The organism is Sphingopyxis sp. 550B (assembly GCF_057401805.1).
Genome location: NZ_CM171610.1, coordinates 4,197,756 through 4,219,356 on the forward strand (window position 1 = coordinate 4,197,756; position 21,601 = coordinate 4,219,356).

A 21,601-nucleotide genomic window follows, 5' to 3' on the forward strand; every position below is an offset into this window, starting at 1 on the left:
CAGGGTCAAGCCGTCAGGAAGGCCGCGATCGCCTGCCCCAGTTCGGGCTCGGTGACGCTCGACATGTGGGTGCCGGGGATCGTCGCGAGCACCGCGTCGGGCAGCGCCGCGACGAGGTCCTCGGCCGACCCGTTGTCCCGGTCGCGGTCGCCGCACACGACGAGCGTCGGCATCGTCAGCGCCGCCAGCGCATCGGGCGGCGTATCGGTGAAGCTGTCGAGCAGGTGGCCGGCGGCGATGCGGTCGATCTTCATCGTCTTCATGAACTGGATCGACAGCCAGCTGTCGTCGCCGCGCTTCGCGCTGTCATATTCGGCAATCACGCGCTTGAAGAACTGCCCGCGCCGCTGCCACCCGGCCAGTCCCGCCAGCCCCATGCCGCCGAGGATCAGTCGCCCCGGCGTCATCCCCGCAACCACCGCGCGCACGCTGGTCCGCGCGCCGAGCGAGAAACCGCCGAGGTCGAACGCCGACAGGCCGAGGTGCGCGATCAGATCGGCAAGGTCGCTCACCAGCACGTCGGGCGGATAGAGCGCCGCATCGTGCGGCGCCGCGCTCGATCCGTGGACGCGCAGGTCGGGCATGACGACGCGATAGCCCTCGGCGGCGATGCGCGCCGCGGTGCCGAACTTGATCCAGTTGACCTCGGCGCTCGAGAACAGGCCGTGGAGCAGGACGACCGGCCGCCCCTCCCCCATCTCGCGCCACGCCAACCGCACGCCGTCGCGCGCGTCGAAATATTGCGGTTCGATGCTCATCCTTCGGCCTTAGGACAGGATGCCATCGGTTTGAACCGTCATTGCTTCGGCATGTTCGCTTTCCACAAGGAACCGTTCCCCGGCGAAAGCCGGGGTCCACGCGGGACCGCACTATGCCATATGCCATCTGGACCCGGCTTTCGCCGGGGCACAAGCTCTCGCTCTATGCCGACTTGTTCGCGTATGACGAAAAGGGGGGAGCGCGCCGAACCCTCCCGCGCAGATTTTCGCTGTGCTCAGCGCGGCCGCAGACCCTTCTGCTCCATGCGCCATTTCGCCAGCTCGATGCGGTCCTGCCCGAAGAAGGGCTCGCCATCGAAGACGAGCGTCGGCACCCCCCAATGGCCCGCGAGTTCGAGCGCCGCCTGGTTCGCGGCGATTTCCGCGTCGAGCGCCTCCGCATCGGTTTCGGCCTCGGCGTCGAGTTCGGCGAGGTCCAGCCCCGCGCGGCGTGCCGCGCCCGCCAGATGATCGCCGAGGTGCCAGTCCTGCGCGCCGCCCCAGATGAGCTGTGCGACCTCGTCGCAGAAGGCGAGGCTCTTGCCGCGCCGCGACGCCGCCTGTCCGAGGCGGGTCAGGCGGAAGATATAGGGCTGCTCCGCCGCGATCTCGCGCGTGTGGACGTTCTGGACGATCGGGTCGGGACGCGGCGGGCCGAAGGGGATGCCGTGGAACTGCGCGACGCGCATCATGTCGCGCATCGTGTAGCCGAGCCAGTTGGGGTGGTTGCGCTCGAAGAAATCGGGCTGGCGGATCGCGAGCGGATAGACGGGACGCAGGTCGATCGTCACGTCGTGGCTCGCCGCGAGCGCGCGATAGCGGCCGATGGCGAGATAGCTGTAGGGCGAGCGGAAGGACCAGAAGAGGTCGGCGGTCAGACTCATGGCACGCATAGTGCCAAAATATCCGCGCGGCGCAAGCGATTGTCGAAAAGCGGCAGTGGCGTTCGCGGCAATTTCGCATGTGCAGCATATTGTCATTGGATATAGTGGCAATTGCTATTATATCGTCTGCCATGAGAGAGACGGTCGGCTTTCTGCTCAACGATACCGCGCGGCTGTTCCGCCGCGCCTTCAACGCGCGCACCCGCGACAGCGGGATCACCGCGCTGCAATGGCGGCTGCTCAGCTATCTCAAGCGCTACGAGGGCATCCGCCAGGGTCCGCTCGCCGACCTGATCGAGGTCGAACCGATCACCCTGTCGCGGATGGTCGACCGGCTGGCCGAGGCCGGGCTGGTCGAGCGCCGCGCCGACCCCGGCGACCGCCGCGCCTGGCTTCTCTATCTGACCCCGCGCGCCCGCGAACAGATGGGCGCGATGCGGCGGCTGACCGACGCGCTGACCGAAGAGGCGATCGGGGGACTCTCCCCCGCCGAGCGCGCCGAACTGATCCGGCTCGTCCGCCACGTGCGTTGCAACCTGTCGCGCCGCGACGCGATCGACACGACCGAAAGAGAAGAAACGAAAGAGGCCCTCTGATGGACCAGCTCGCTCCCCCTCGCCGCAAGCCCGACCGCCCCGAGCCGCGCTCTGAAGAGGTCGCGTCGCCGAAGGCCGCCTCGAAGGCCGCGCCGAAGGCCGATCCCGTGCCGCCGCCCACGACCGCGGCAGAGGCGAAGCCCGGCTGGCGCACGCGCGCGCTGATGTTCGGCGTGCCGCTGGCGCTCGCGGCGGCGGGCGGCTGGTACTGGCTGGCGAGCGGCGGGTCGGTGTCGACCGACAATGCCTATATCCAGATGGACAAGGTGTCGGTCGCCGCGGAGGTCGGCGGCCTGATCACCGAGGTCGCGATCCGCGAGGGTCAGGAGGTCGCGAAGGGACAGCTGCTCTTCCGCATCGATGGCCACCCCTATGCGCTGACGGTCGCGCAGGCGAACGCCGCGATCGATTCGGCGACGGTCGATGTCGGCAATCTGTCGGCCAGCCTCGCCGCGACGGCGGTCGACATCCAGGCGGCGCGCGAGGACATCGCCTTCGCCGAATCGAATTTCCAGCGCCAGGCCGCGCTGATGGACAAGGGATTCACCACCCGCGCCGCCTATGACGCGTCGAAGCACGCGGTCGAGCAGGCGCGCGCCCGGCTCGCGCAGGCGCAAGCGTCCGCCGCCGAGGCGCGCGCCAAGCTGGCGACGGGCACGGGCGGCACCAATCCGCAGGTCGCGGCGGCGCGCGTCCGGCGCGCGCAGGCGCAGGTCGATCTCGGCCGCACCGAGGTGCGCGCGCCGAGCGCGGGACGGGTCGCCGAATCGCACCGGCTGCAGCTCGGCCAGATGATGGTCGCGGGGCTTCCCGCGGTGACGCTGGTCGATACCGCGCATCCGTGGGTCGAGGCCAATTTCAAGGAAACCGATCTCGCGCACATGTGCGTGGGCCAGCCCGCCGAGATGCGCTTCGACGCCTATCCGGGGCTGAAGGTGCGCGGGCACGTCCAGACGATCGGCGCCGGCACGGGCAGCGAATTCTCCGTGCTGCCCGCGCAGAACGCGACCGGCAACTGGGTGAAGGTGACGCAGCGGGTGCCGGTGCGCATCGCCTTCGACGAGGCGCCGAAGCGGGCGATGATCGCGGGGCTTTCGACCGAGGTCACGGTGATCACCTCGGGCGGCTGCACCTAAGGGCAGCCGGTGGCGAGCCGCGTCTTTTCCCGGCGCCCGGCGCCCGCGGCGACGGTCGTCAGCGACGACCGGCCGCTCTACGAGCAGGTGCGCTATCATGGCCTGCTGACCGTCGCGGTGATGGGCGCGTCGGTGATGCAGATCCTCGACACGACGATCGCCAACGTCGCCATTCCGCACATGCAGTCGAGCCTCGGCGCGACGAGCGAGACGGTGAACTGGGTGCTCACCAGCTATATCATCGCCTCGGCGGTCGCGATGCCGATCACCGGCTGGCTCGCCGACCGCATCGGGCGGCGCCCGCTGTTCCTGATCGCGGTGCTCGGCTTCATCATCGCCTCGATGGCCTGCGGCGCGGCGCAGAATCTGGAGGAGATGGTTATCTTCCGTTTCCTGCAGGGGATCAGCGCCGCCTTCATCGGGCCGCTGTCGCAGTCGGTGATGCTCGACATCAACCCGCCCGAACGCCACGCGCGCGCCATGTCGATCTGGGGCATGGGGATCATGGTCGGGCCGATTCTGGGACCGATCCTGGGCGGCTGGCTGACCGAATCGGTCAACTGGCGCTGGGTTTTCTACGTCAACCTGCCGGTCGGGCTGGCGACGCTGGCGCTGCTCTGGGCGCTGCTCCCCGCGACCGGGCGCAAGGACCGCAAATTCGACCTGTTCGGCTTTTCGATGCTCGCGCTTGGGCTCGCGTCGCTCCAGCTCATGCTCGACCGCGGGGCGCAGAAGGACTGGTTCGACAGCCTCGAGATATGGATCGAGACCGGCGTCGCCCTCGCCTGCCTGTGGATGTTCCTGATCCACCTGCTGACCGCGCGCGACACTTTGTTCGACCGCCGGATGCTCGCCGATCGCAATCTGCTCACCGCGCTGGGGTTCATGATCGTGATCGGCATCGTCATGTTCTCGTCGATGGCGCTGCTGCCGCCGATGCTCCAGCGCCTGTTCGACTGGCCGGTGATCGACACCGGCTGGGTGCTCGCGGTGCGCGGCGTCGGCATCCTGATCAGCATGTGGATCGCGGGCCGGCTGATGGGGCGGATCGACGCGCGCTGGCTGGTCGGCAGCGGCCTGGTCATCGCCGCCTATTCGCTGTGGCAGATGAGCCAGTGGTCGCTGATGATGGGCGTCGGACCGGTGGTGGTCAGCGGGCTCGTCCAGGGACTCGGCATGGGGCTGGTCTTCATCCCGCTCAACACCATGGCCTTCGCGACGCTGGGTCCGGCGTGGCGCACCGACGGCGCCAGCCTACTCAACCTGTTCCGCAGCGTCGGCGCGTCGGTCGGCATCTCTGTGGTGACGACGCTGCTGGCCACCAACACGCAGACGAGCCACGAAGACCTGGTCGCGCACATCACGAACAGTTCGGTCGCGCTGATCGACCCGTCGACGTCCGACCGGCTCGGTGCACTCGGGGGCAGCGTGATGGCGATGGTCAATGCCGAGATCAACCGGCAGGCCGCGATGGTCGCCTATATCGACGATTTCTGGGCGATGATGTGGGTGACGTTGCTGTCGGTCCCGCTCGTCATCCTGCTGCGCCCGCCCGCCCCCGGCGGACCGGCGGCGTCGGCGAGCGACATGGGGCATTGATGCGCCGGGCGGACCGCACGCCGCCCTATCCGGCGAGCGCCGCCATCATCCGCTCGTCCCTGGCGATCCACGGGGCAAGGCTGGGACGCGACAGGATCGCCGCGCTCCACGCCGCGATCTTCGGATAGCGCGCCGGATCGGCCCCGGCGCTGCAATGGCGGACGTTCACCAGCGGCGAGACGGCGGCAAGGTCGGCGAGCGTCAGCCGGTCGCCGACCAGAAAGCCGCTCGCGGGGATCGCCTCCTCCAGATAGGCGAGCAGCTTCGGCAGGTCTTCGGCCTCCGCCTGCGCCGCCGCGGCCAGGTCGCCCTCGCGTTTCAGGACGTGCGGCGCGACGACGCGGTTGAAGAATAATTTGCCGCTGCACGCCGCGAGCAGCGTATCGCCGAACTCCTCCCACCAGATCGTCCGACCGCGCAATTGCGGATCGGCGGGAATCAGTTCGGGCTCGGGATGCTTCGCTTCCAGATAGTGTATGATCGCGCTCGAATCGGCGAGCCGATAGCCGTCGTCGTCGATCGCCGGCATCTTGCCGAGCGGCGAGGCGGCGCGGAACCCCGGATCGGGGTCGCCTATGCCGACCCCCTTCAGCTCGAAACCGATCCCCTTCTCGCCCAGATAGCCGAGCAATTTCCGCACGAAAGGCGATAACACCGAACCATAGACGATCATCGAACCTTCCCCCTTCGCCGCTGCCCACCCAGCATAGGGAAGAGACCGCGGACCGCAACCCGCAACGGCGGACGAAAGCGACGGCGCGACGTGCGCGGCGACCCCGACAAACGCGCTTGCTATCAGCGCCTTGGCGTGGAACACTCGCTCGTTCGGGGCGCTGCCGGGCGCAGCCATATAACGGGAAAACCAAGCAATGCGCCCTTCCGCCTGGGCAGATCGGCTGATGGCCCTTTCGGTCCGCGCGATGGGCCTCGTCATCCTGCTCGGCGCGCTTGGCGCGGCGGCGGCCAGCTTCTTCTACAACCAGACGCAGGAGGCCGATCAGGCCGGGCGCGTCGCGATGCAGATCGACGACCGTCTGCGCGATCATATCTCGGCGCTCGAAGGCGTGCGGGCGTTGTACGAATCGGACATGGCCGCCAACGGCCCCGCCATTCGCGCCTATCTGACGGCGCTCCAGCCGCAGGTGCGCTCGCCCGGCATGCAGGGCATCGGCATCGCCATCGCGATGCAGCAGGCGACCCCCGCCGCCGCCGAGGCGCGGCTGCGCCAGAACTACGGCCGGGACATTCGCGTCTGGCCCACGACCGACCAGCCGATCGGCTTCCCGATCATCCTCCTCGAACCCGACGACACGCGCAACCATCCGGCGCTGGGTTTCGACATGTACAGCGAGCCGGTCCGGCGCGAGGCGATGCGCCGCGCCTGGCAGACCGGCCGGCCGGCTGCGAGCGGCATCGTCGAGCTGCTTCAGGAAACCCGCGACCGGCGCAAACAGCCGGGTTTCCTCATCTATATTCCCGTCTATGCCGCGACGCCCTCGACCGACGCGATCGCTGCGCTTCCCCCCGTCGACGCCGGCGGCGGCAGCGCCGTCGCGACCGCCGGCGGCGGCGTCCGTCCGATCGAGGCTTTCGTCTATGCGCCGTTCCGCGTCGGCGACCTGATGCGCGCGGTGCTCGGTTCGCAGCTCGAAAGCATCGACGGGATCGAGGTCTTTGCGGGCGACGGCCCGTCGGCGCCGCGTGTCTTCACGCACGGCGTCATGCGCTGGGATGCGCATGAAGAGCATATCCGCGTCGCCGACCGGCTATGGACGGTGCGCATCTCCTATGGCCGGTTCATCGACCGGATCGGCCGGCCGCTCGGCATCCTGCTCTTCGGGCTCGCCATCGCGGTCCTCGCGACCCAGCTCCACCGGCTGCAACAGCGCCGCCTCGGCGCCTTCCAGGCGCTTGCCGAGGAAAAGGCGCGCCACGCGGAGGACCGCGAACTGATCATGGGCGAAATGGCGCATCGGATGAAGAACGCCTTCGCCCGCATCGGCGCGCTCGCCCGGATCACGGCACGCGAGGCGGGCGATCTCGCCACCTTCGAGGCCAAGTTCGACGGGCGGCTGCGCGCGCTGTCCGACGCCAAGCAGATGCTCGTCACCGGCGCGGTCGACAGCGTCGAACTCGGCGCGATCGTCCGCCGCGAACTGACGCTCGCCGGCTGGGACGAGGAACGGCTCGCGTCGCTTTCCGGTCCGGAGGTCCGCCTCGCCGACGAGGGCGCACAGGCGGTCGCGCTCGCAATCCACGAGTTCGTCACCAACAGCATCAAATATGGCGCGCTGGCCGGCAAGGGGACGCTCGCGGTGCACTGGCGCCGCGACGGCACCGATATCGAACTGTCGTGGATCGAGAGCGATCTGCCCGAAACCCCGCATTTCGAGACCGAAAGCTTCGGCACCCATTTCATCCGCTCGCTGATCGAACGGCAACTGAAGGGCCGGTGGCATCGCCACGCCACCGACAAGCAGCTTGCCATCCTGATCCGCTGGCCCGATCAGGCGGTCCATGGCTGACCCCTGCTGGCACATCTGGATCGATCGCGGCGGAACCTTCACCGACGTCGTGGCGCGCGCCCCCGACGGCCGCGCCCTCAGCACCAAATATCTGAGTGAGGACCCGGCGCGCCCCGGCGATGCGGCGGTGAACGCGATCCGCGACCTCACCGGCGCGGGCGACGGCCCGCTGCCGCCGCTGTCGATCCGCATGGGATCGACCGTCGCGACCAACGCGCTGCTCGAACGCAAAGGCGAACCGACCCTGCTCGCGATCACGCGCGGCTTCGGCGACGCGCTGACCATCGGCTATCAGGACCGGCCCGAGCTGTTCGCGCGCGCGCTGAACCGCACGCCGCCACCGCACGCGGCGGTCGCCGAGATCGCCGAGCGCATCGGCCCCGACGGAGAGGTCATCGCGCCGCTCGACGAAGCCGCCGCGCGCCGGGCGCTGCAGGCGGCGCGCGACGCCGGGATCGCCAGCATCGCGATCGTCCTGATGCACGGCTATCGCTATCCGGCACACGAACGGCGGCTGGCGGCGATCGCCGCCGAACTGGGCTTTTCCCAGATTTCGACCAGCCACGACGTCAGCGCGCTGATCAAGCTGGTCGGGCGCGGCGACACGACGCTCGCCGATGCCTATCTCTCGCCCGTCCTCCATCATTATGTGCGCCAGTTCTGCGCCGCGCTGGGCGAAGAGGCCCGGCCGCAGTTCATGAAAAGCTCGGGCGGGCTGGCCGCGGCGGCCGCCTTCCACGGCCGCGACGCGATCCTGTCCGGCCCCGCCGGCGGGATCGTCGGCATGGTCGGCAGCGCCGCGCCGCTGGGGTTCGAACGGCTGATCGGCTTCGACATGGGCGGCACCTCGACCGACGTCAGCCATTATGCCGGCCGGCTCGAGCGCGATAACGAGACGATCGTCGCCGGGACGCGCATCCGCGCGCCGATGCTGCGCATCCACACCGTCGCCGCGGGGGGCGGTTCGATCTGCCGCTGGGACGGCGCGCGCCTGCTCGTCGGCCCCGAAAGCGCGGGCGCCAACCCCGGCCCCGCCGCCTATGGTCGCGGCGGCCCGCTGACCGTCACCGACTGCAACGTGCTGCTCGGCAAGATTCAGCCCGATCATTTCCCGAAGCTGTTCGGCGAAAGCGGCGACCAGCCGCTCGACCGCGCCGCCGTCGCGGACAAGGTCGCGGTCCTCGCGGCACAGGTGGGCGCCATCACCCCCGAAGCGCTGGCCGAGGGGCTGCTCGCCATCGCGGTGCAGCAGATGGCGAACGCGATCAAGCGCATCACCATCGCGCGCGGTCATGACCTGACGCAGGGTTACAGCCTCGTCGGCTTCGGCGGCGCCGCGGGACAGCATGTCTGCCTCGTCGCCGACGCGCTCGGCGTCGACCGGATCCTGCTCCACCCGCTCGCGGGCGTGCTCTCGGCCTATGGCATGGGTCTTGCCCGCCCCTCGGCGATTCGCGAGCGGACGCTGGGACTGCCGCTCGCCGCCGACTGCGCCGACAGCCTCGCCGCCGCCGAAGCCGAGCTTGCCGGACAAGCGCGCGCCGACCTCGCTCCCGACGCGCAGGTCGCGCGCGAGACCCTGCTCTTCGTCCGCCTCGCCGACAGCGACAATGCGATCGAATTGCCGCTGTCCGATCCCGCCGCGGTGCGCGCCGCCTTCGCCGCCGCCTTCCGCCAGCGTTTCGGCTATGCGCCGCACGACGACCTGGTCGTCGACCGCATCCGCGTCGAACTGACCGAGGCGGACGACGCCCCCGCCGCCCTGCCGCCACCCGCGCCCATGGCCGAAGCCGGGCCCGAAATCGTCACCGCCTGGCTCGCGGGCGCGGCGCACCGCGTGCCGCTCCACCAGCGCGCCGCGCTCGCCCCCGGCCGCACCGTCGCCGGGCCCGCGATCATCGTCGATGCGCTCGCGACCACGGTGATCGAGCCCGGATGGACGGCAACGGTCAAGTCTGAAGGCACGCTGCTGCTCTCAAGAACGGGCGCAGCCCTGCGCAAGGGCGATGGTTCCGTCCCCGAAGGGCAGGAACAGCAACCCGATCCCATTCGTCTCGAAATCTTCAACAGCCTGTTCATGGCGATCGCGGAGGAAATGGGCGGCGCGCTTCAGCACAGCGCCTCGTCGATCAACATCCGCGAGCGGCTCGACTTCTCCTGCGCGCTGTTCGACGGCGAAGGGCGGCTCGTCGCCAATGCGCCGCACATGCCGGTCCACCTCGGTTCGATGGGGGAAAGCGTCCGCACGATCCTGCGCCGGCGCGGACCCGATCCCGATGGCCGGCCGCGTGACGGACGCGGGCTGCGCCCCGGCGACGCCTATGCGCTCAACGCCCCCTATGACGGCGGCACCCACCTGCCCGACATCACCGTCATCATGCCGGTGTTCGTGGAGGGGCGAACCGACGCCCCCGCCTTCTTCGTCGCCGCGCGCGGCCACCATGCCGATCTCGGCGGCATCGCCCCCGGCTCGATGCCGCCGAACAGCCGCAGCATCGACGAGGAAGGCATATTGTTCGACAACCGGCTGATCGTCGACGACGGCCGTTTCCTCGACGCCGATGTCCATGCGCATCTGACCGCCGGCGCCTTTCCGGCGCGCAACCCGGCGCTCAACATCGCCGACCTCAAGGCGCAGGTCGCGGCGTGTCAGCGCGGCGCCAGCGCGCTCGCCGACCTGTCCGCCGCGCACGGGTCCGCCACCGTCGCCGCCTATATGGCGCACGGCCAGCGCCAGGCCGAAGCCGCGGTGCGCCAGCTCGTCGCCCGCCTCGACGACGGCGCCTTCCGTTATGCGATGGACAATGGCGCCGAGGTCGCCGTCGCGGTGCGGGTCGACCGCGCGGCGCGCCATGTCACGATCGACTTCACCGGCTCGTCGCCGACGCTGCCCGACAATTTCAACGCGCCGCTGCCGGTCGTCCGCGCCGCCGTCCTCTATGTGCTGCGCACGATGCTCGACGACCCGATCCCGATGAACGAGGGCTGCCTTGCACCGGTGACGCTGATCGTGCCGCCCGATTCGATGCTCAGCCCGCGCCATCCCGCCGCCGTCGTCGCGGGCAATGTCGAGACGAGCCAGGTGATCACCGACGCGCTCTTCGCCGCCTTCGGCGCGATGGCCTGCGCGCAGGGGACGATGAACAATTTCACCTTCGGCGACGCGCAGCGCCAATATTACGAGACGATCGCCGGCGGTTCGGGCGCGGGCCCGGGCTTCGACGGCACCGCGGTCATCCAGACGCACATGACCAACAGCCGCATGACCGACCCGGAGGTGATGGAGACGCGCTTTCCGGTGATCGTCGAGGAATTTTCGATCCGCCGCGGTTCGGGCGGCAAGGGGCGCTGGACCGGCGGCGACGGCGCGACGCGGCGCATCCGCTTTCGCGCGCCGATGGTGGCGAACATTCTCGCCAACCGCCGCACGGTGCCGCCCAAGGGGCTCGCGGGCGGCGCGGACGGCGCCCCCGGCCGCAACTGGGTCGAGCGCGCCGACGGATCGATCGAACGGCTCGCCGCGACGGGCAGCGCGAAGCTGGAAGCCGGCGACGCCTTCGTGATCGAAACGCCGGGCGGCGGCGGCTATGGTGAAGCGGGGGAGGAGCAATGAGGGGGCGTGCCTATGCGCGCTCCGGCTTTCGCCGGGGTCCAACGTCCGACAGGACTGAGCCATGCTCGTCCTGATCGGCATCCTCATCATCATCGCGGGCTTCCTGCTCCGCTTCAATCCGCTGCTGGTCATCATGGCCTCGGCGCTCGCGACCGGGCTCGCGGCGGGGCTCGACGTGACCGCGATCGTCGCCGCCTTCGGCAAGGCGTTCAACGACACGCGCTATGTCTCGATCGTGTGGATCGTCCTGCCGGTCATCGGCCTGCTCGAAGCCTATGGCTTGCAACAGCATGCGCGGACGCTGATCGGGCGGATGAAAGGGGCGACGCTCGGGCGCCTGCTCACCGGCTACCTGCTGCTGCGCCAGCTTCTGTCCGCGGTCGGCCTGACGTCGGTCGCGGGGCATGCGCAGACGGTGCGGCCGCTCGTCGCGCCGATGGCGGAAGCCGCCGCCGATACGCAGAACCCGGCGCTCAGCGACGCGCAGCGCGAGGAGGTGAAGGGCTTTTCGGCGGCGACCGACAACATCGGTCTCTTCTTCGGCGAGGACATCTTCCTCGCCATCGGCTCGATCCTGCTGATGAAGGGCGTGCTCGAAGGCTATGGCTACGACATAGAGCCGCTGCACCTGTCGGTCTGGGCGATCCCGACCGCGATCGCGGCCTTCATCATCCACGCCTGGCGCCTGCGGCGGCTCGAACGGCGCATGGCGCAAAAGGCGGAGGGCGGCGCATGATCACTCTCGGCTTCGTCTACGTGCTTTCGGGGCTGGCCTTCGCGCTGTTAGCGCTGCTCGGCCTGCTCGACCGCACGAATCCAAAGCGCTTCGGCAATGCCGCTTTCTGGGGCCTGCTCGCCGTGTCGATGCTCGCCGGCGACCGGCTCGGCGATTTCGGCAACGGGCTGCTCGTCCTCGCGCTCGTCGCCATCGCCGGGACCGGCCAGATCGGCAAGGGCCCCGCCGGCGACATCCCGGCCGAGGAGCAGGCGGACAGCGCCGCGCGCCACGGCAATTTCCTGCTCCTCGTCGCGCTGATCATCCCGGCGGTCGCGCTGGCGGGGACCTTTCTGTTCAAATGGGTGCCCGGCATCGCCGATCCGAAGCAGGCGACGCTGATCTCGCTCGCGCTCGGCGTGCTGATCGCGCTCGCGGTCGGCATGGCGCGGCTGCGTCCGCCGCTGCTGCTCCCGGCGCAGCAGGGCCGCCGGCTGCTCGATTCGGTCGGCTGGGCGGCGGTGCTGCCGCAGATGCTCGCCAGCCTCGGCGCGGTGTTCGCGCTCGCCGGCGTCGGCGAGGTGGTGGGCGGCCTGATCGGCGGCGCGATTCCCGAAGGCAGCCTGTTCGGTGCCGTGCTCGCCTTCGGTCTCGGCATGGCGCTGTTTACCATCGTGATGGGCAATGCCTTCGCGGCCTTTCCGGTGATGATCGCCGCGATCGGCATGCCGCTGCTGATCCAGCAATATGACGGCAATCCCGCCGTCGTCGCGGCGATCGGCATGCTCGCGGGTTTCTGCGGCACGCTGATGACCCCGATGGCCGCCAATTTCAACCTCGTGCCCGCGGCGCTGCTCGAACTGAAAAGCCCCTATGGCGTGATCCGGGCGCAGATTGGCACCGCCATCCCGCTGCTCGCGGTGAACATCGTCTTCATCTGGCTCTTCGCCTTCTAATCCGACGGAACCCATGCACCTTTCCCCCGAACACGCCACCCGCTTCGCGACCGCGACGCTGTCGCATCTCGGCCGCGAATATCCCTACAAGATGGACCTCGTCATGGCGGGGCCGGAGGATGCGAAGCCGCCGCGCGATCATCACCCGATCTTCCACGGCAGTTTCGACTGGCACAGCTGCGTCCACGGCTGGTGGCAGGTTCTTCGCCTCGCGCGGCGTTTTCCCGACCTGCCCGTCGCCGGCGCCATCCGCGCGCGCGCCGACGCGATGCTGGTGCCCGACAAGGTGGCGGGTGAGCTCGCCTTCCTCGATCGCCCGACCGCGACCGGATTCGAGCGCCCCTATGGCTGGGCATGGCTGCTCGCGCTCCACGCCGAGGCGGCGGCGCACGATGCCCCCTGGGCCGCGGCGCTCGAACCGCTCGCCGCCGCCTTCGCCGCGCGTTTCCATGCCTTCCTGCCCAAGCTGACCTATCCCTTGCGCGTCGGGACGCATTTCAACATCGCCTTCGCGCTGCTGCTCGCGCGCCATTGGGCGGGCCCGCGCGATCCGGCGCTGGTCGCGCTGATCGACGCCCGCGCGCAGGACTGGTTCGGCGGCGATGCCGATTGCCAGGCGTGGGAGCCGGGCGGCGACGAGTTCCTTTCGTCCGCGCTGACCGAGGCGCATCTGATGGCGGTCGTGCGCGGCGCCCGATTCGCCGACTGGTTCGACGCCTTCCTGCCGCGCGCCGCGCAACGGACGCCCGCGACGCTTTTCGCCCCCGCGATGGTGTCCGACCGCAGCGACGGCAAGATCGCCCATCTCGACGGCCTCAACCTCAGCCGCGCCTGGTGCTGGCGCGCGATCGCCGCCGCGCTGCCGGCCGGCCACCCGGTCGTCGCGGAGGCCGAGGCGAGCGCGCTGCGCCACCTCGACGCCGCGCTGCCGCACGTCACCGGCGATTATATGGGCGAACACTGGCTGGCGAGCTTCGCGCTCCTCGCGCTCGACGGGTTGGCGGACAGAGAAGACCGCTCCTAACCGTTACATACTCTCGCCGGGCTGCATCGCACCGTAACGACTTGTTATCCATGGCCTCGCTATGGTCTCCTCCGGTCACGCAGGAAGCCGATTTGACGGGACAACTCTTCATCTCCTTGCTCAATCCGGGCATCGGCCTGCTGTTCGCCGGCGCCTTCTTCCTGATGTGGCTGAACCGGCGCGAGCGCTACATCGCCTATGCCGCCGGGGCCTATGTCGCGACCGCCTGCGCCTTCCTGATCCAGGACCTGGCGCCGGTGCTGCCGATGGAATTGCAGCGGCTGCCCGCCAATGCCGGATTCCTGCTGACCGGCGTGCTGTTCGCGGCCGCGATCATCCAGCGTTACGGCCTGCCCGTGCCCTGGCGCGCGATGGCGCTCACCGCGGCGGTCTCGCTGGCGGTCTTCGTCTGGTTCCTGCTCGGCCGGCCGAGCATCGAGGGGCGCATCTATTCGATCAGCCTCGGCACCGGCATCGTCGCGCTGATGGTCGTGCGGGCCTTGTGGCCGATCGACAAGCCGCACCTGATCGACCGGCTGCTGTTCTGGGTGGCCGCGCTCTGCGCCGCCAACCTGATCGTGCGGCCGATCGTCATCCTGACCTTCAGCGGCGGCTTCGCCGATTACGACGGCTTCCAGCAGTCGGTCTATTGGACGACGGTCCAGTTCAGCCAGGCGATGGTATCGGTCATGGCGGCGATCAGCCTGATGGTCGCGGTCGCGGTCGACATGCTGGCCGAATTGCGGGCAGAGGCGCAGGCCGACCCGCTGTCGGGCCTGCTCAACCGCCGCGGGTTCGAGGCGACGGCGAATGCCGCGCTGCGCCGCTGCGACGGCGACGGACGCATCGCGGCGCTGCTGATCGCCGACCTCGACCATTTCAAGCGGGTCAACGACCGCTACGGCCATGCGGTCGGCGACGCGATCATCACCGCCTTCGGCGAGATCGTGCGGCGCGAAGGGCCGGCCGACATGATCGCGGGGCGGATCGGCGGAGAGGAATTCGCGGTGCTGATCCCCGGCGCGGGGATCACGGCGGCACGGCAACTGGCCGAGGCTATCCGTGCGGGCCTGTCCGCCACCTGCGCCGGGCGCATCCCGCCCGCGCTGACCCCGACCGCCAGCTTCGGCCTTGCCGCGAGCACGCCCGGCGCCGGCCTGTCGGCGCTGCTGCGCCAGGCCGACCAGGCGCTTTACGACGCGAAGCGCGCGGGCCGCGACCGCGTGCGCGCCTTCGCGGCGCCGGCCCCCGCGCCGCCCCTGTCCGCCAGCGCCTAGAGCATGATGACATGCGTTGGAATCGTTACCCGCGAGGAACGAAGCGACGCGGCAATCCAGAGTGTGCGCAAACCGCTCTGGATTGCTTCCCCCGGATCAGGTCGGCAATTATCCCTTTTCGACAATGAAATGTTCCCCGGCGAAAGCCGGGGTCCAGATGGCACAGGGCTGCCCCGCGTGGACCCCGGCTTTCGCCGGGGAACAGCTCCCTACTTGCCTGAAGGGTATATATCCCGATCAGGTCCGGGGTCGCAATGACGAAGCGGGTCAATCCAAAATCATCAGAGTCCAGGGCCCTCAGGCCCGCCTCGCCTTCCCGTAAGCTGCGGCCCGGATTCGACGCGCACCTCGCCAGCCGCGAGCCCCCGACGCGGTTGCAGGCCGCCCGCCCCCCTTGCATTTCCTGCCCCCCGGCGTAAGGCGGCGCGGACATAAACCCGCGCGCGCGACTCCCGTTGGCCCCGCTCTCCCGGATCGGGCTTCGGCCGTCATTCCCCGCCGCGCCAATTTGGGGACTGCAAGCCTATGACCACCACCGGCCACGATACGCTGGGCACCCGTTCGACGCTCGATGTCGGGGGCAAGACGTACGCTTATTATTCGCTCGACAAGGCGGCGGCGAAACTGGGCGACGTGTCGCGCCTGCCCTTCTCGATGAAGGTGCTGCTCGAAAACCTCCTCCGTTTCGAGGACGGCGGCTTCACCGTGTCGACCGACGACGTCCAGGCGATCGTCGACTGGCAGTCGAACCCCGTGTCGGCGCGCGAGATCCAGTATCGCCCGGCGCGCGTGCTGCTTCAGGACTTCACCGGCGTCCCCTGCGTCGTCGACCTTGCCGCGATGCGCGATGCGATCGCCAGGCTCGGCGGCGACACGTCGAAGATCAACCCGCTGGTTCCCGTCCACCTCGTCATCGACCACTCTGTGATGGTCGACGAGTTCGGCCACCCCAAGGCGTTCGAGCAGAATGTCGAGATCGAATATTACCGCAACGGCGAGCGCTACGACTTCCTGAAATGGGGGTCGAAGAGCCTCGACAATTTCAAGGCCGTGCCGCCGGGCACCGGCATCTGCCACCAGGTCAACCTTGAACACATCGCGCAGGCCGTGTGGTCGAGCGAGGGCGCGGACGGCCAAACCGTCGCCTATCCCGACACCTGCGTCGGCACCGACAGCCACACGACGATGATCAACGGCCTGGGCGTGCTCGGCTGGGGCGTCGGCGGGATCGAGGCGGAGGCCGCGATGCTGGGCCAGCCCGTTTCCATGCTGATTCCCGAGGTCGTCGGCTTCAAGCTCACCGGGCGGCTCAAGGAAGGCGTCACCGCGACCGACCTCGTGCTCACCGCGACGCAGATGCTGCGCGCCAAGGGCGTCGTCGGGCGCTTCGTCGAATATTTCGGCCCCGGGCTCGACAGCCTCAGCCTCGCCGACCGCGCGACGCTCGCCAACATGGCGCCCGAATATGGCGCGACCTGCGGCTTCTTCGGCATCGACGAAAAGACGATCGACTATATGCGGCTGACCGGCCGCAGCGAAGAGAATATCGCGCTGGTCGAAGCCTATGCGAAGGCGCAGGGCCTGTGGCGTCACGCCGGCATGCCCGACCCCGTGTTCACCGACACGCTCGAACTCGACATGGCCACCGTCGTCCCCAGCCTCGCCGGGCCGAAGCGCCCGCAGGACAAGGTCGTGCTGACCGAGGTCGACGACGTGTTCAACGCCGACCTCGCCAATGTCTACAAGCATGACGGCGCGAAGCGCGTGCCGGTCGAGGGCCGCGATCACGACATCGGCGACGGCGACGTCGTCATCGCCGCGATCACCAGCTGCACCAACACCTCGAACCCCGGCGTGATGATCGCCGCCGGCCTCGTCGCCAAGAAGGCGAACGAGCGCGGCATGAAGCCGAAGCCGTGGGTCAAGACCAGCCTCGCGCCGGGATCGCAGGTGGTGACCGACTATCTCGCCAAGGCGGGCCTCCAGCCGCACCTCGACGCGATCGGCTACAACCTCGTCGGCTATGGCTGCACGACCTGCATCGGCAACTCGGGCCCGCTCGCCGAGCCGATCTCGGCCGCGATCAACGGCAACGACATCGTCGCCGCCTCGGTCCTGTCGGGCAACCGCAATTTCGAGGGCCGCGTGTCGCCCGACGTGCGCGCCAACTTCCTCGCCTCGCCGCCGCTCGTCGTCGCCTATGCGCTGAAGGGCACCGTCACCGAGGATTTCACGGGCACACCGATCGGGCAGGACAAGGACGGCAACGACGTCTACCTCAAGGACATCTGGCCGACCAACCAGGAGGTCGCCGACACCATCGCCGGCGCGGTCGACCGCGGCATGTTCGAGGCGCGCTACGCCCATGTCTACAAGGGCGACGAGCATTGGCAGAAGATCCAGGTCGAAGGCAGCGACACCTATCAGTGGCGCGCCGGGTCGACCTATGTCGCCAACCCGCCCTATTTCGAGGGGATGGAGATGACGCCGGCGCCGGTCGCCGACATCGTCGACGCAAAGCCGCTCGCGATCCTGGGCGATTCGATCACCACCGACCACATCAGCCCGGCCGGGTCGATCAAGGCCGACAGCCCGGCGGGCAAATGGCTGATGGAGCATCAGGTCGCCAGGGCCGACTTCAACAGCTACGGCTCGCGCCGCGGCCACCACGAGGTGATGATGCGCGGCACCTTCGCCAACATCCGTATCCGCAACGAGATGGTGCCGGGGATCGAGGGCGGCATGTCGCGCTATGGGCAGGAAGTGATGCCCATCTATGACGCCGCGATGCGCCACAAGGCCGACGGCACCCCGCTCGTCGTCATCGCGGGCAAGGAATATGGCACCGGCTCATCGCGCGACTGGGCGGCGAAGGGGACCATCCTGCTCGGCGTGCGCGCGGTGATCGCCGAAAGCTTCGAGCGTATCCACCGCTCGAACCTCGTCGGCATGGGCGTGCTGCCGCTCCAGTTCCAGGACGGCCAGACGCGCGAGACGCTGGCGCTGACGGGCGACGACAGCTTCACTATCACCGGCGTCGCCGACCTGAAGCCGCGCCAGACGGTGACAGTGCAGGTGACGCGCCCCGACGGGTCGACCTTCAGCTTCGACACGCTCTGCCGCATCGATACGGCGAACGAGGTCGAATATTATATGAACGGCGGCATCCTGCACTATGTGCTGCGCAAGCTCGCCGCCTGACCCGCGAGCGGGAGGCCCGGGGGCGAAGCGGTGAGCGCCTTGCTCCTCTTCGCCGCGGGCTTCCTGTGCGGCGCGGCGCTGACATGGATGCTGCGCCGCAAGGCCGGACGCGGCGCGCGCGACCTGATCGCGCCGCCGCCGGCACCGCGACCCATCGGGCGGTCGGTCTCCGTTTCCAGCGCGCCCGTACCCACCGGCAGCGATGAAGAGGCGGTCGTCGAACTGCTGCGCCAGAATCGCAAGATAGAGGCGATAAAGCTGTGGCGCGAAGTCACCGGGCTGGGACTGGCCGAAAGCAAGGCGGCCGTCGAAGCTCTCGAACGCCGACGGCTGCTCCGCTGACTCACGACCGCTTCGCGAGCCGGGATTTACACCGTCGGAGTGCAATCTTTTTTGAACGAAACATCGTCCCCGCGAAGGCGGGGACCAGAGCGTCATGGCGGCGGCGCGGGCGACCATCCCGACGCGCCGAGCGTCAGAACGTTATGACATCGACTGGATTCGTCATTGCGAGCGGCGAAGCCGCGCGGCAATCCAGAGCGCGCGCAGACCGTTCTGGATTGCTGCGCTCCGCTCGCAATGACGAAGTGAGGCAATCCAAAGTCATCGTGCTCCAAATCCAGCCCATATCCCGTTCCAGATTGGGAGCGCGCCGCCCTATTCGCTCGCGCCGTCCTCCACGTTCCATGCCGCGACCTGGGCGCGCGTGTCGGCCAGCATCGCATCGAGCGCGGCGCGGTCATAGGTCTTGCCGCGCATCACTACCGTGTCGATCGCCTTCGTCGCGGCGATATCCTCCAGCGGGTTGCGTTTCAGCAGCACCAGGTCGGCGGCCATCCCCGGCCGGATCGCGCCATAGCGGTCGAGTTGGCCGAACCAGGCCGGCCCGGCGCGCGTCGCGGAGGCGAGCGCCTGCGCCGGGGTCAGCCCCTTTTCGACGAACAGCACGATCTCGTCGTGCAGCGCGAAGGCAGGATAGTTGAAGCTGTTGAGGAATCCCGCGTCGGTCCCGGCGATGATCGTGACGCCGGCCTGCTGCAGCATCGGCAATATCCGCGCCATCGCGTCGATATGCGCGTGGCGCGCCGCGACCGCCTCGGGGCTGGCCTTGGCCGCGCGCTCGATGCGCCAGTCATAGGTCTTGCGCAGCTTCGGCCCGATATAGGCGAGCCCTTCGTCCTTGCTGTGGTCGTCGCGGTCGAGGAAGGCGAGGATGCGGCTGCCGTTCAGCGTCGGGGTGACGAACACGCCCTTTTCGGCGAAATGGCGATAGGCCGCCATCGCGGTCGCGGGGTCGAACGCCGCGTCGAGCCGGCGGCTCGCCTCGGCGCGGTCGATGCGGCCCGCGGCGAAATCGGCGGCGACCGCCGCTTCGTCACGCGCCCCGGCGTGATAGGCATAGTCGAGATGCTCGATCGAACTGATCCCGGCATCGACCGCCTGCCGGGTGGTCAGCGCCATCGGGATATGCCCCGACGTCCGGATTCCGCGCGCCTTCGCCTGCCGCAGCGCATAAAGGAACAGGTCGGGTTTCAGCGTGCTGTCGGTGATCTTGACGAAATCGACCTTGTCGCGCTGTTGCAGCCGGGTCAGCGCCGCATCGACGTCGGCTTCGCTGCCGACCTCGATCGTTCCCTTCCACACCGGCGCGATCCCCTCGATCTTCGCGCCGGAGGTCAGCAGGCGCGGCCCGAACAGGCTGCCGCTCGCAATCTCGCTGCGCCAGCCGAGCACCTGATCAGGCAGGTCGCCCGAACAATCGCGGATCGTCGTGATGCCGTTGGCGACATAAAGCGGCAGAAGCGCCTTGTTCTCCTCGATCAGTTCGGGCCCACCGCCGAAATGGACGTGCATGTCCCAAAGGCCGGGGATCAGATAGAGGCCCTTGCCCTCGACGACCTTGGCCGCGCGCCAGTCGCGCACAATCGCGGCATCAGCGCCGACGGCGACGATGTCGGCGCCGCGCAGCACCACTGCCTGATCGGCCTGCGTCTTCGCCGCCTCGACATCGACGAGATTCACATGGCGGATGACGACATCGCCCTGCTGCGGCGCCGCGAGCGCGGGCGCGGCCAAAGCGAGCAGCGATGATGCCAGAGCGGCGGCGAGACGTTTCATGCGGGAGACCCTTTTTCCGGACAAGGGATTACCCTAGCCCCGAAAGGGCAGTCTCAACAAGGCGGATATGGTGGGCGCTGACGGGCTCGAACCGCCGACCCTCTCGGTGTAAACGAGATGCTCTACCAACTGAGCTAAGCGCCCCCTGCGGGGAGCGGGCGCCCTGCCACAGCTTCGCCGCACGGGCAAGCCGCCGCGCCTATTCCTCCAGCGCCTCGAAATAGCGCGTCATCGCATCGGCCGCGCCGTCGGCGAGCGCGATGAAGATCCGGCGTCCGTCGTTGGGGTCGGCTTCGCGCACGAACAGGCCGGCGTCGGTCATCGTCTTGATCCAGCGCAGTGCGGTCGTCGCGGGGACCGCGGCGGCGATGCACAGGCTCGATACCGAAACGGGCCGCCGCTCGAGCCGCGCGGCATAAAGATCGAGCAGCATGTCCCACGCCGGATCGGCGAACAGGTCGGCCGGGAAATATTGCTCGCGTATCCGCCGCTGCCGCAGGAGGCGGCGCACCGCCTTGGCGCGCTGGCGATCGGTCGCCCGATCCTCGGGCACGAAGCTGCGTGGCGTGGCGACATAGTCGCGCCCGGGCGACCGCAGCGACACCGCGCGGCCGGGGTCGTCGGACGGCGGCATCGCCAGCCCGCCGGGTCCCCCCGCCAGCCCGCGCTGTCCGGCAAGGTCGCCGAGCAGGCGCGAGATGCGCGCCACCTCTTCCTGCAAGCGATCGATGCGCTCCATCGCTTCGTCGCGCGCGACGTCGTGCACGGCAAATGCCGCGCCGGGGCTGGCGGCGGCAAGCGCGACCAGCCGGTCGGCGGCATCGGCCTCGACCAGCCATTCGGCGCGCACCGCGGGCGGGATCGCCGCCGCGACGCGGTCGAGCGCCGCCAGCCCGGTCTCGCACACCAGCCGGCAATCGCGTTCGATCACCGCGGCGGCAATGTCGGCAAGCGATGGCTCGTCGATCGCGTCGGCGTCGGCCAGCCAGACGATGTCGACCGCGATCATCGCGCGGATATGCGCCGCCGCGTCGGACGGGGCGAGCGCCGCGACCAGCCGGACCCCCGCCCGCGCATAGTCCGGCACCGCTTCCGCCGGGCCGACGAACAGCAAGCGCGTCGCCGGTCCAAGGTTCGCCCGATCCGGCGATGGCACGGTTTCCGCCGGTCGAAATGCGATCGCCTGTTCCATGGCCCCA

The 21,601-nt window shown here is 69.1% G+C and carries 16 protein-coding genes and 1 tRNA gene; 11 read left to right on the forward strand and 6 right to left on the reverse strand.

What is annotated here, in order from left to right; genetic code table 11:
• Window positions 1–5 precede the first annotated feature (5 nt).
• Together AC2S9W_RS19495 and AC2S9W_RS19500 are read right to left on the reverse strand one after the other, a co-directional pair.
• Window positions 6–758 (reverse strand): alpha/beta fold hydrolase, encoded by a 753-nt coding sequence (locus tag AC2S9W_RS19495; protein ID WP_076076664.1) that lies wholly within the window; start codon window positions 756–758, stop codon window positions 6–8.
• Window positions 759–994: 236 nt separating this feature from the next.
• Window positions 995–1,642: a 2-hydroxychromene-2-carboxylate isomerase gene (locus AC2S9W_RS19500; RefSeq protein ID WP_067109576.1), complete on the reverse strand. Its 648-nt coding sequence runs from the start codon at window positions 1,640–1,642 to the stop codon at window positions 995–997.
• 131 nt (window positions 1,643–1,773) lie between these two features.
• Here AC2S9W_RS19500 and AC2S9W_RS19505 point away from each other — a divergent pair, with 131 nt between their 5' ends.
• Genes AC2S9W_RS19505 through AC2S9W_RS19515 form a run of 3 tightly spaced genes read left to right on the forward strand, consistent with a single transcriptional unit; the run spans window position 1,774 to window position 4,973 of the window.
• Window positions 1,774–2,238, forward strand: a complete 465-nt coding sequence (locus AC2S9W_RS19505; RefSeq protein WP_076076666.1) for a MarR family winged helix-turn-helix transcriptional regulator — start codon at window positions 1,774–1,776, stop codon at window positions 2,236–2,238.
• On the forward strand, window positions 2,238–3,374 hold the full coding sequence (locus AC2S9W_RS19510) for an HlyD family secretion protein (RefSeq protein WP_083675146.1): 1,137 nt from the start codon (window positions 2,238–2,240) through the stop codon (window positions 3,372–3,374). The genes AC2S9W_RS19505 and AC2S9W_RS19510 overlap by 1 nt, the downstream gene beginning before the upstream one ends.
• Before the next feature lie 9 nt (window positions 3,375–3,383).
• Window positions 3,384–4,973 carry a DHA2 family efflux MFS transporter permease subunit gene (locus AC2S9W_RS19515; RefSeq protein ID WP_067109582.1) on the forward strand — a complete coding sequence of 530 codons (1,590 nt, stop codon included), beginning with the start codon at window positions 3,384–3,386 and terminating at the stop codon, window positions 4,971–4,973.
• A 25-nt stretch (window positions 4,974–4,998) separates the two neighbouring features.
• Here the strand turns inward: AC2S9W_RS19515 and AC2S9W_RS19520 are convergent, their stop codons facing one another.
• On the reverse strand, window positions 4,999–5,823 hold the full coding sequence (locus AC2S9W_RS19520) for a glutathione S-transferase family protein (RefSeq protein WP_486571438.1): 825 nt from the start codon (window positions 5,821–5,823) through the stop codon (window positions 4,999–5,001).
• Window positions 5,824–5,872: 49 nt separating this feature from the next.
• Between AC2S9W_RS19520 and AC2S9W_RS19525 the strand changes: the two genes are divergently transcribed.
• The 8 genes from AC2S9W_RS19525 (at window position 5,873) to AC2S9W_RS19560 (ending at window position 18,626) form a co-directional block, all read left to right on the forward strand.
• On the forward strand, window positions 5,873–7,498 hold the full coding sequence (locus AC2S9W_RS19525; protein WP_234002464.1) for a CHASE domain-containing protein: 1,626 nt from the start codon (window positions 5,873–5,875) through the stop codon (window positions 7,496–7,498).
• Window positions 7,491–11,111, forward strand: a complete 3,621-nt coding sequence (locus AC2S9W_RS19530; protein ID WP_486571439.1) for a hydantoinase B/oxoprolinase family protein — start codon at window positions 7,491–7,493, stop codon at window positions 11,109–11,111. The genes AC2S9W_RS19525 and AC2S9W_RS19530 overlap by 8 nt, the downstream gene beginning before the upstream one ends.
• Before the next feature lie 61 nt (window positions 11,112–11,172).
• Window positions 11,173–11,847 (forward strand): DUF969 domain-containing protein, encoded by a 675-nt coding sequence (locus tag AC2S9W_RS19535; RefSeq protein ID WP_212598580.1) that lies wholly within the window; start codon window positions 11,173–11,175, stop codon window positions 11,845–11,847.
• Window positions 11,844–12,782: a DUF979 domain-containing protein gene (locus tag AC2S9W_RS19540; protein ID WP_475282813.1), complete on the forward strand. Its 939-nt coding sequence runs from the start codon at window positions 11,844–11,846 to the stop codon at window positions 12,780–12,782. The genes AC2S9W_RS19535 and AC2S9W_RS19540 overlap by 4 nt, the downstream gene beginning before the upstream one ends.
• Window positions 12,783–12,795: 13 nt before the next feature.
• On the forward strand, window positions 12,796–13,806 hold the full coding sequence (locus AC2S9W_RS19545; protein ID WP_475282814.1) for a DUF2891 domain-containing protein: 1,011 nt from the start codon (window positions 12,796–12,798) through the stop codon (window positions 13,804–13,806).
• 92 nt (window positions 13,807–13,898) lie between these two features.
• On the forward strand, window positions 13,899–15,083 hold the full coding sequence (locus AC2S9W_RS19550; protein ID WP_475282815.1) for a GGDEF domain-containing protein: 1,185 nt from the start codon (window positions 13,899–13,901) through the stop codon (window positions 15,081–15,083).
• Between the two features lie 525 nt (window positions 15,084–15,608).
• Complete coding sequence (acnA, locus tag AC2S9W_RS19555; protein ID WP_486571440.1) at window positions 15,609–18,284, forward strand: aconitate hydratase AcnA; 2,676 nt, start codon at window positions 15,609–15,611, stop codon at window positions 18,282–18,284.
• A gap of 30 nt (window positions 18,285–18,314) precedes the next feature.
• Window positions 18,315–18,626, forward strand: coding sequence for a ribosomal protein L7/L12 (locus tag AC2S9W_RS19560; protein WP_486571441.1), 312 nt, complete (start codon window positions 18,315–18,317; stop codon window positions 18,624–18,626).
• 315 nt (window positions 18,627–18,941) lie between these two features.
• Here AC2S9W_RS19560 and AC2S9W_RS19565 read toward each other — a convergent pair whose 3' ends face one another.
• The 3 genes from AC2S9W_RS19565 to AC2S9W_RS19575 form a co-directional block, all read right to left on the reverse strand.
• The gene (locus AC2S9W_RS19565) at window positions 18,942–20,402 is read right to left on the reverse strand and encodes an amidohydrolase family protein (RefSeq protein WP_486571442.1); all 1,461 of its coding nucleotides are present in this window, start codon (window positions 20,400–20,402) and stop codon (window positions 18,942–18,944) included.
• Window positions 20,403–20,470: 68 nt separating this feature from the next.
• Window positions 20,471–20,546 (reverse strand) — tRNA-Val (locus AC2S9W_RS19570).
• A gap of 55 nt (window positions 20,547–20,601) precedes the next feature.
• A complete protein-coding gene (locus AC2S9W_RS19575) occupies window positions 20,602–21,594 on the reverse strand; it encodes a winged helix DNA-binding protein (RefSeq protein ID WP_486571443.1) in 993 nt (330 codons plus the stop codon).
• Between the last annotated feature and the right edge of the window lie 7 nt (window positions 21,595–21,601).

Coding starts and splice junctions, on each gene's coding strand:
- AC2S9W_RS19525 (WP_234002464.1), top strand. CDS start 5,873: ATGGCCCTTTCGGTCCGCGCGATGGGCCTCGTCATCCTGCTCGGCGCG.
- AC2S9W_RS19505 (WP_076076666.1), top strand. CDS start 1,774: ATGAGAGAGACGGTCGGCTTTCTGCTCAACGATACCGCGCGGCTGTTC.
- AC2S9W_RS19540 (WP_475282813.1), top strand. CDS start 11,844: ATGATCACTCTCGGCTTCGTCTACGTGCTTTCGGGGCTGGCCTTCGCG.
- AC2S9W_RS19565 (WP_486571442.1), bottom strand. CDS start 20,402: ATGAAACGTCTCGCCGCCGCTCTGGCATCATCGCTGCTCGCTTTGGCC.
- AC2S9W_RS19530 (WP_486571439.1), top strand. CDS start 7,491: ATGGCTGACCCCTGCTGGCACATCTGGATCGATCGCGGCGGAACCTTC.
- acnA (WP_486571440.1), top strand. CDS start 15,609: ATGACCACCACCGGCCACGATACGCTGGGCACCCGTTCGACGCTCGAT.
- AC2S9W_RS19535 (WP_212598580.1), top strand. CDS start 11,173: ATGCTCGTCCTGATCGGCATCCTCATCATCATCGCGGGCTTCCTGCTC.
- AC2S9W_RS19545 (WP_475282814.1), top strand. CDS start 12,796: ATGCACCTTTCCCCCGAACACGCCACCCGCTTCGCGACCGCGACGCTG.
- AC2S9W_RS19575 (WP_486571443.1), bottom strand. CDS start 21,594: ATGGAACAGGCGATCGCATTTCGACCGGCGGAAACCGTGCCATCGCCG.
- AC2S9W_RS19520 (WP_486571438.1), bottom strand. CDS start 5,823: ATGGCTGCGCCCGGCAGCGCCCCGAACGAGCGAGTGTTCCACGCCAAG.
- AC2S9W_RS19495 (WP_076076664.1), bottom strand. CDS start 758: ATGAGCATCGAACCGCAATATTTCGACGCGCGCGACGGCGTGCGGTTG.
- AC2S9W_RS19500 (WP_067109576.1), bottom strand. CDS start 1,642: ATGAGTCTGACCGCCGACCTCTTCTGGTCCTTCCGCTCGCCCTACAGC.
- AC2S9W_RS19510 (WP_083675146.1), top strand. CDS start 2,238: ATGGACCAGCTCGCTCCCCCTCGCCGCAAGCCCGACCGCCCCGAGCCG.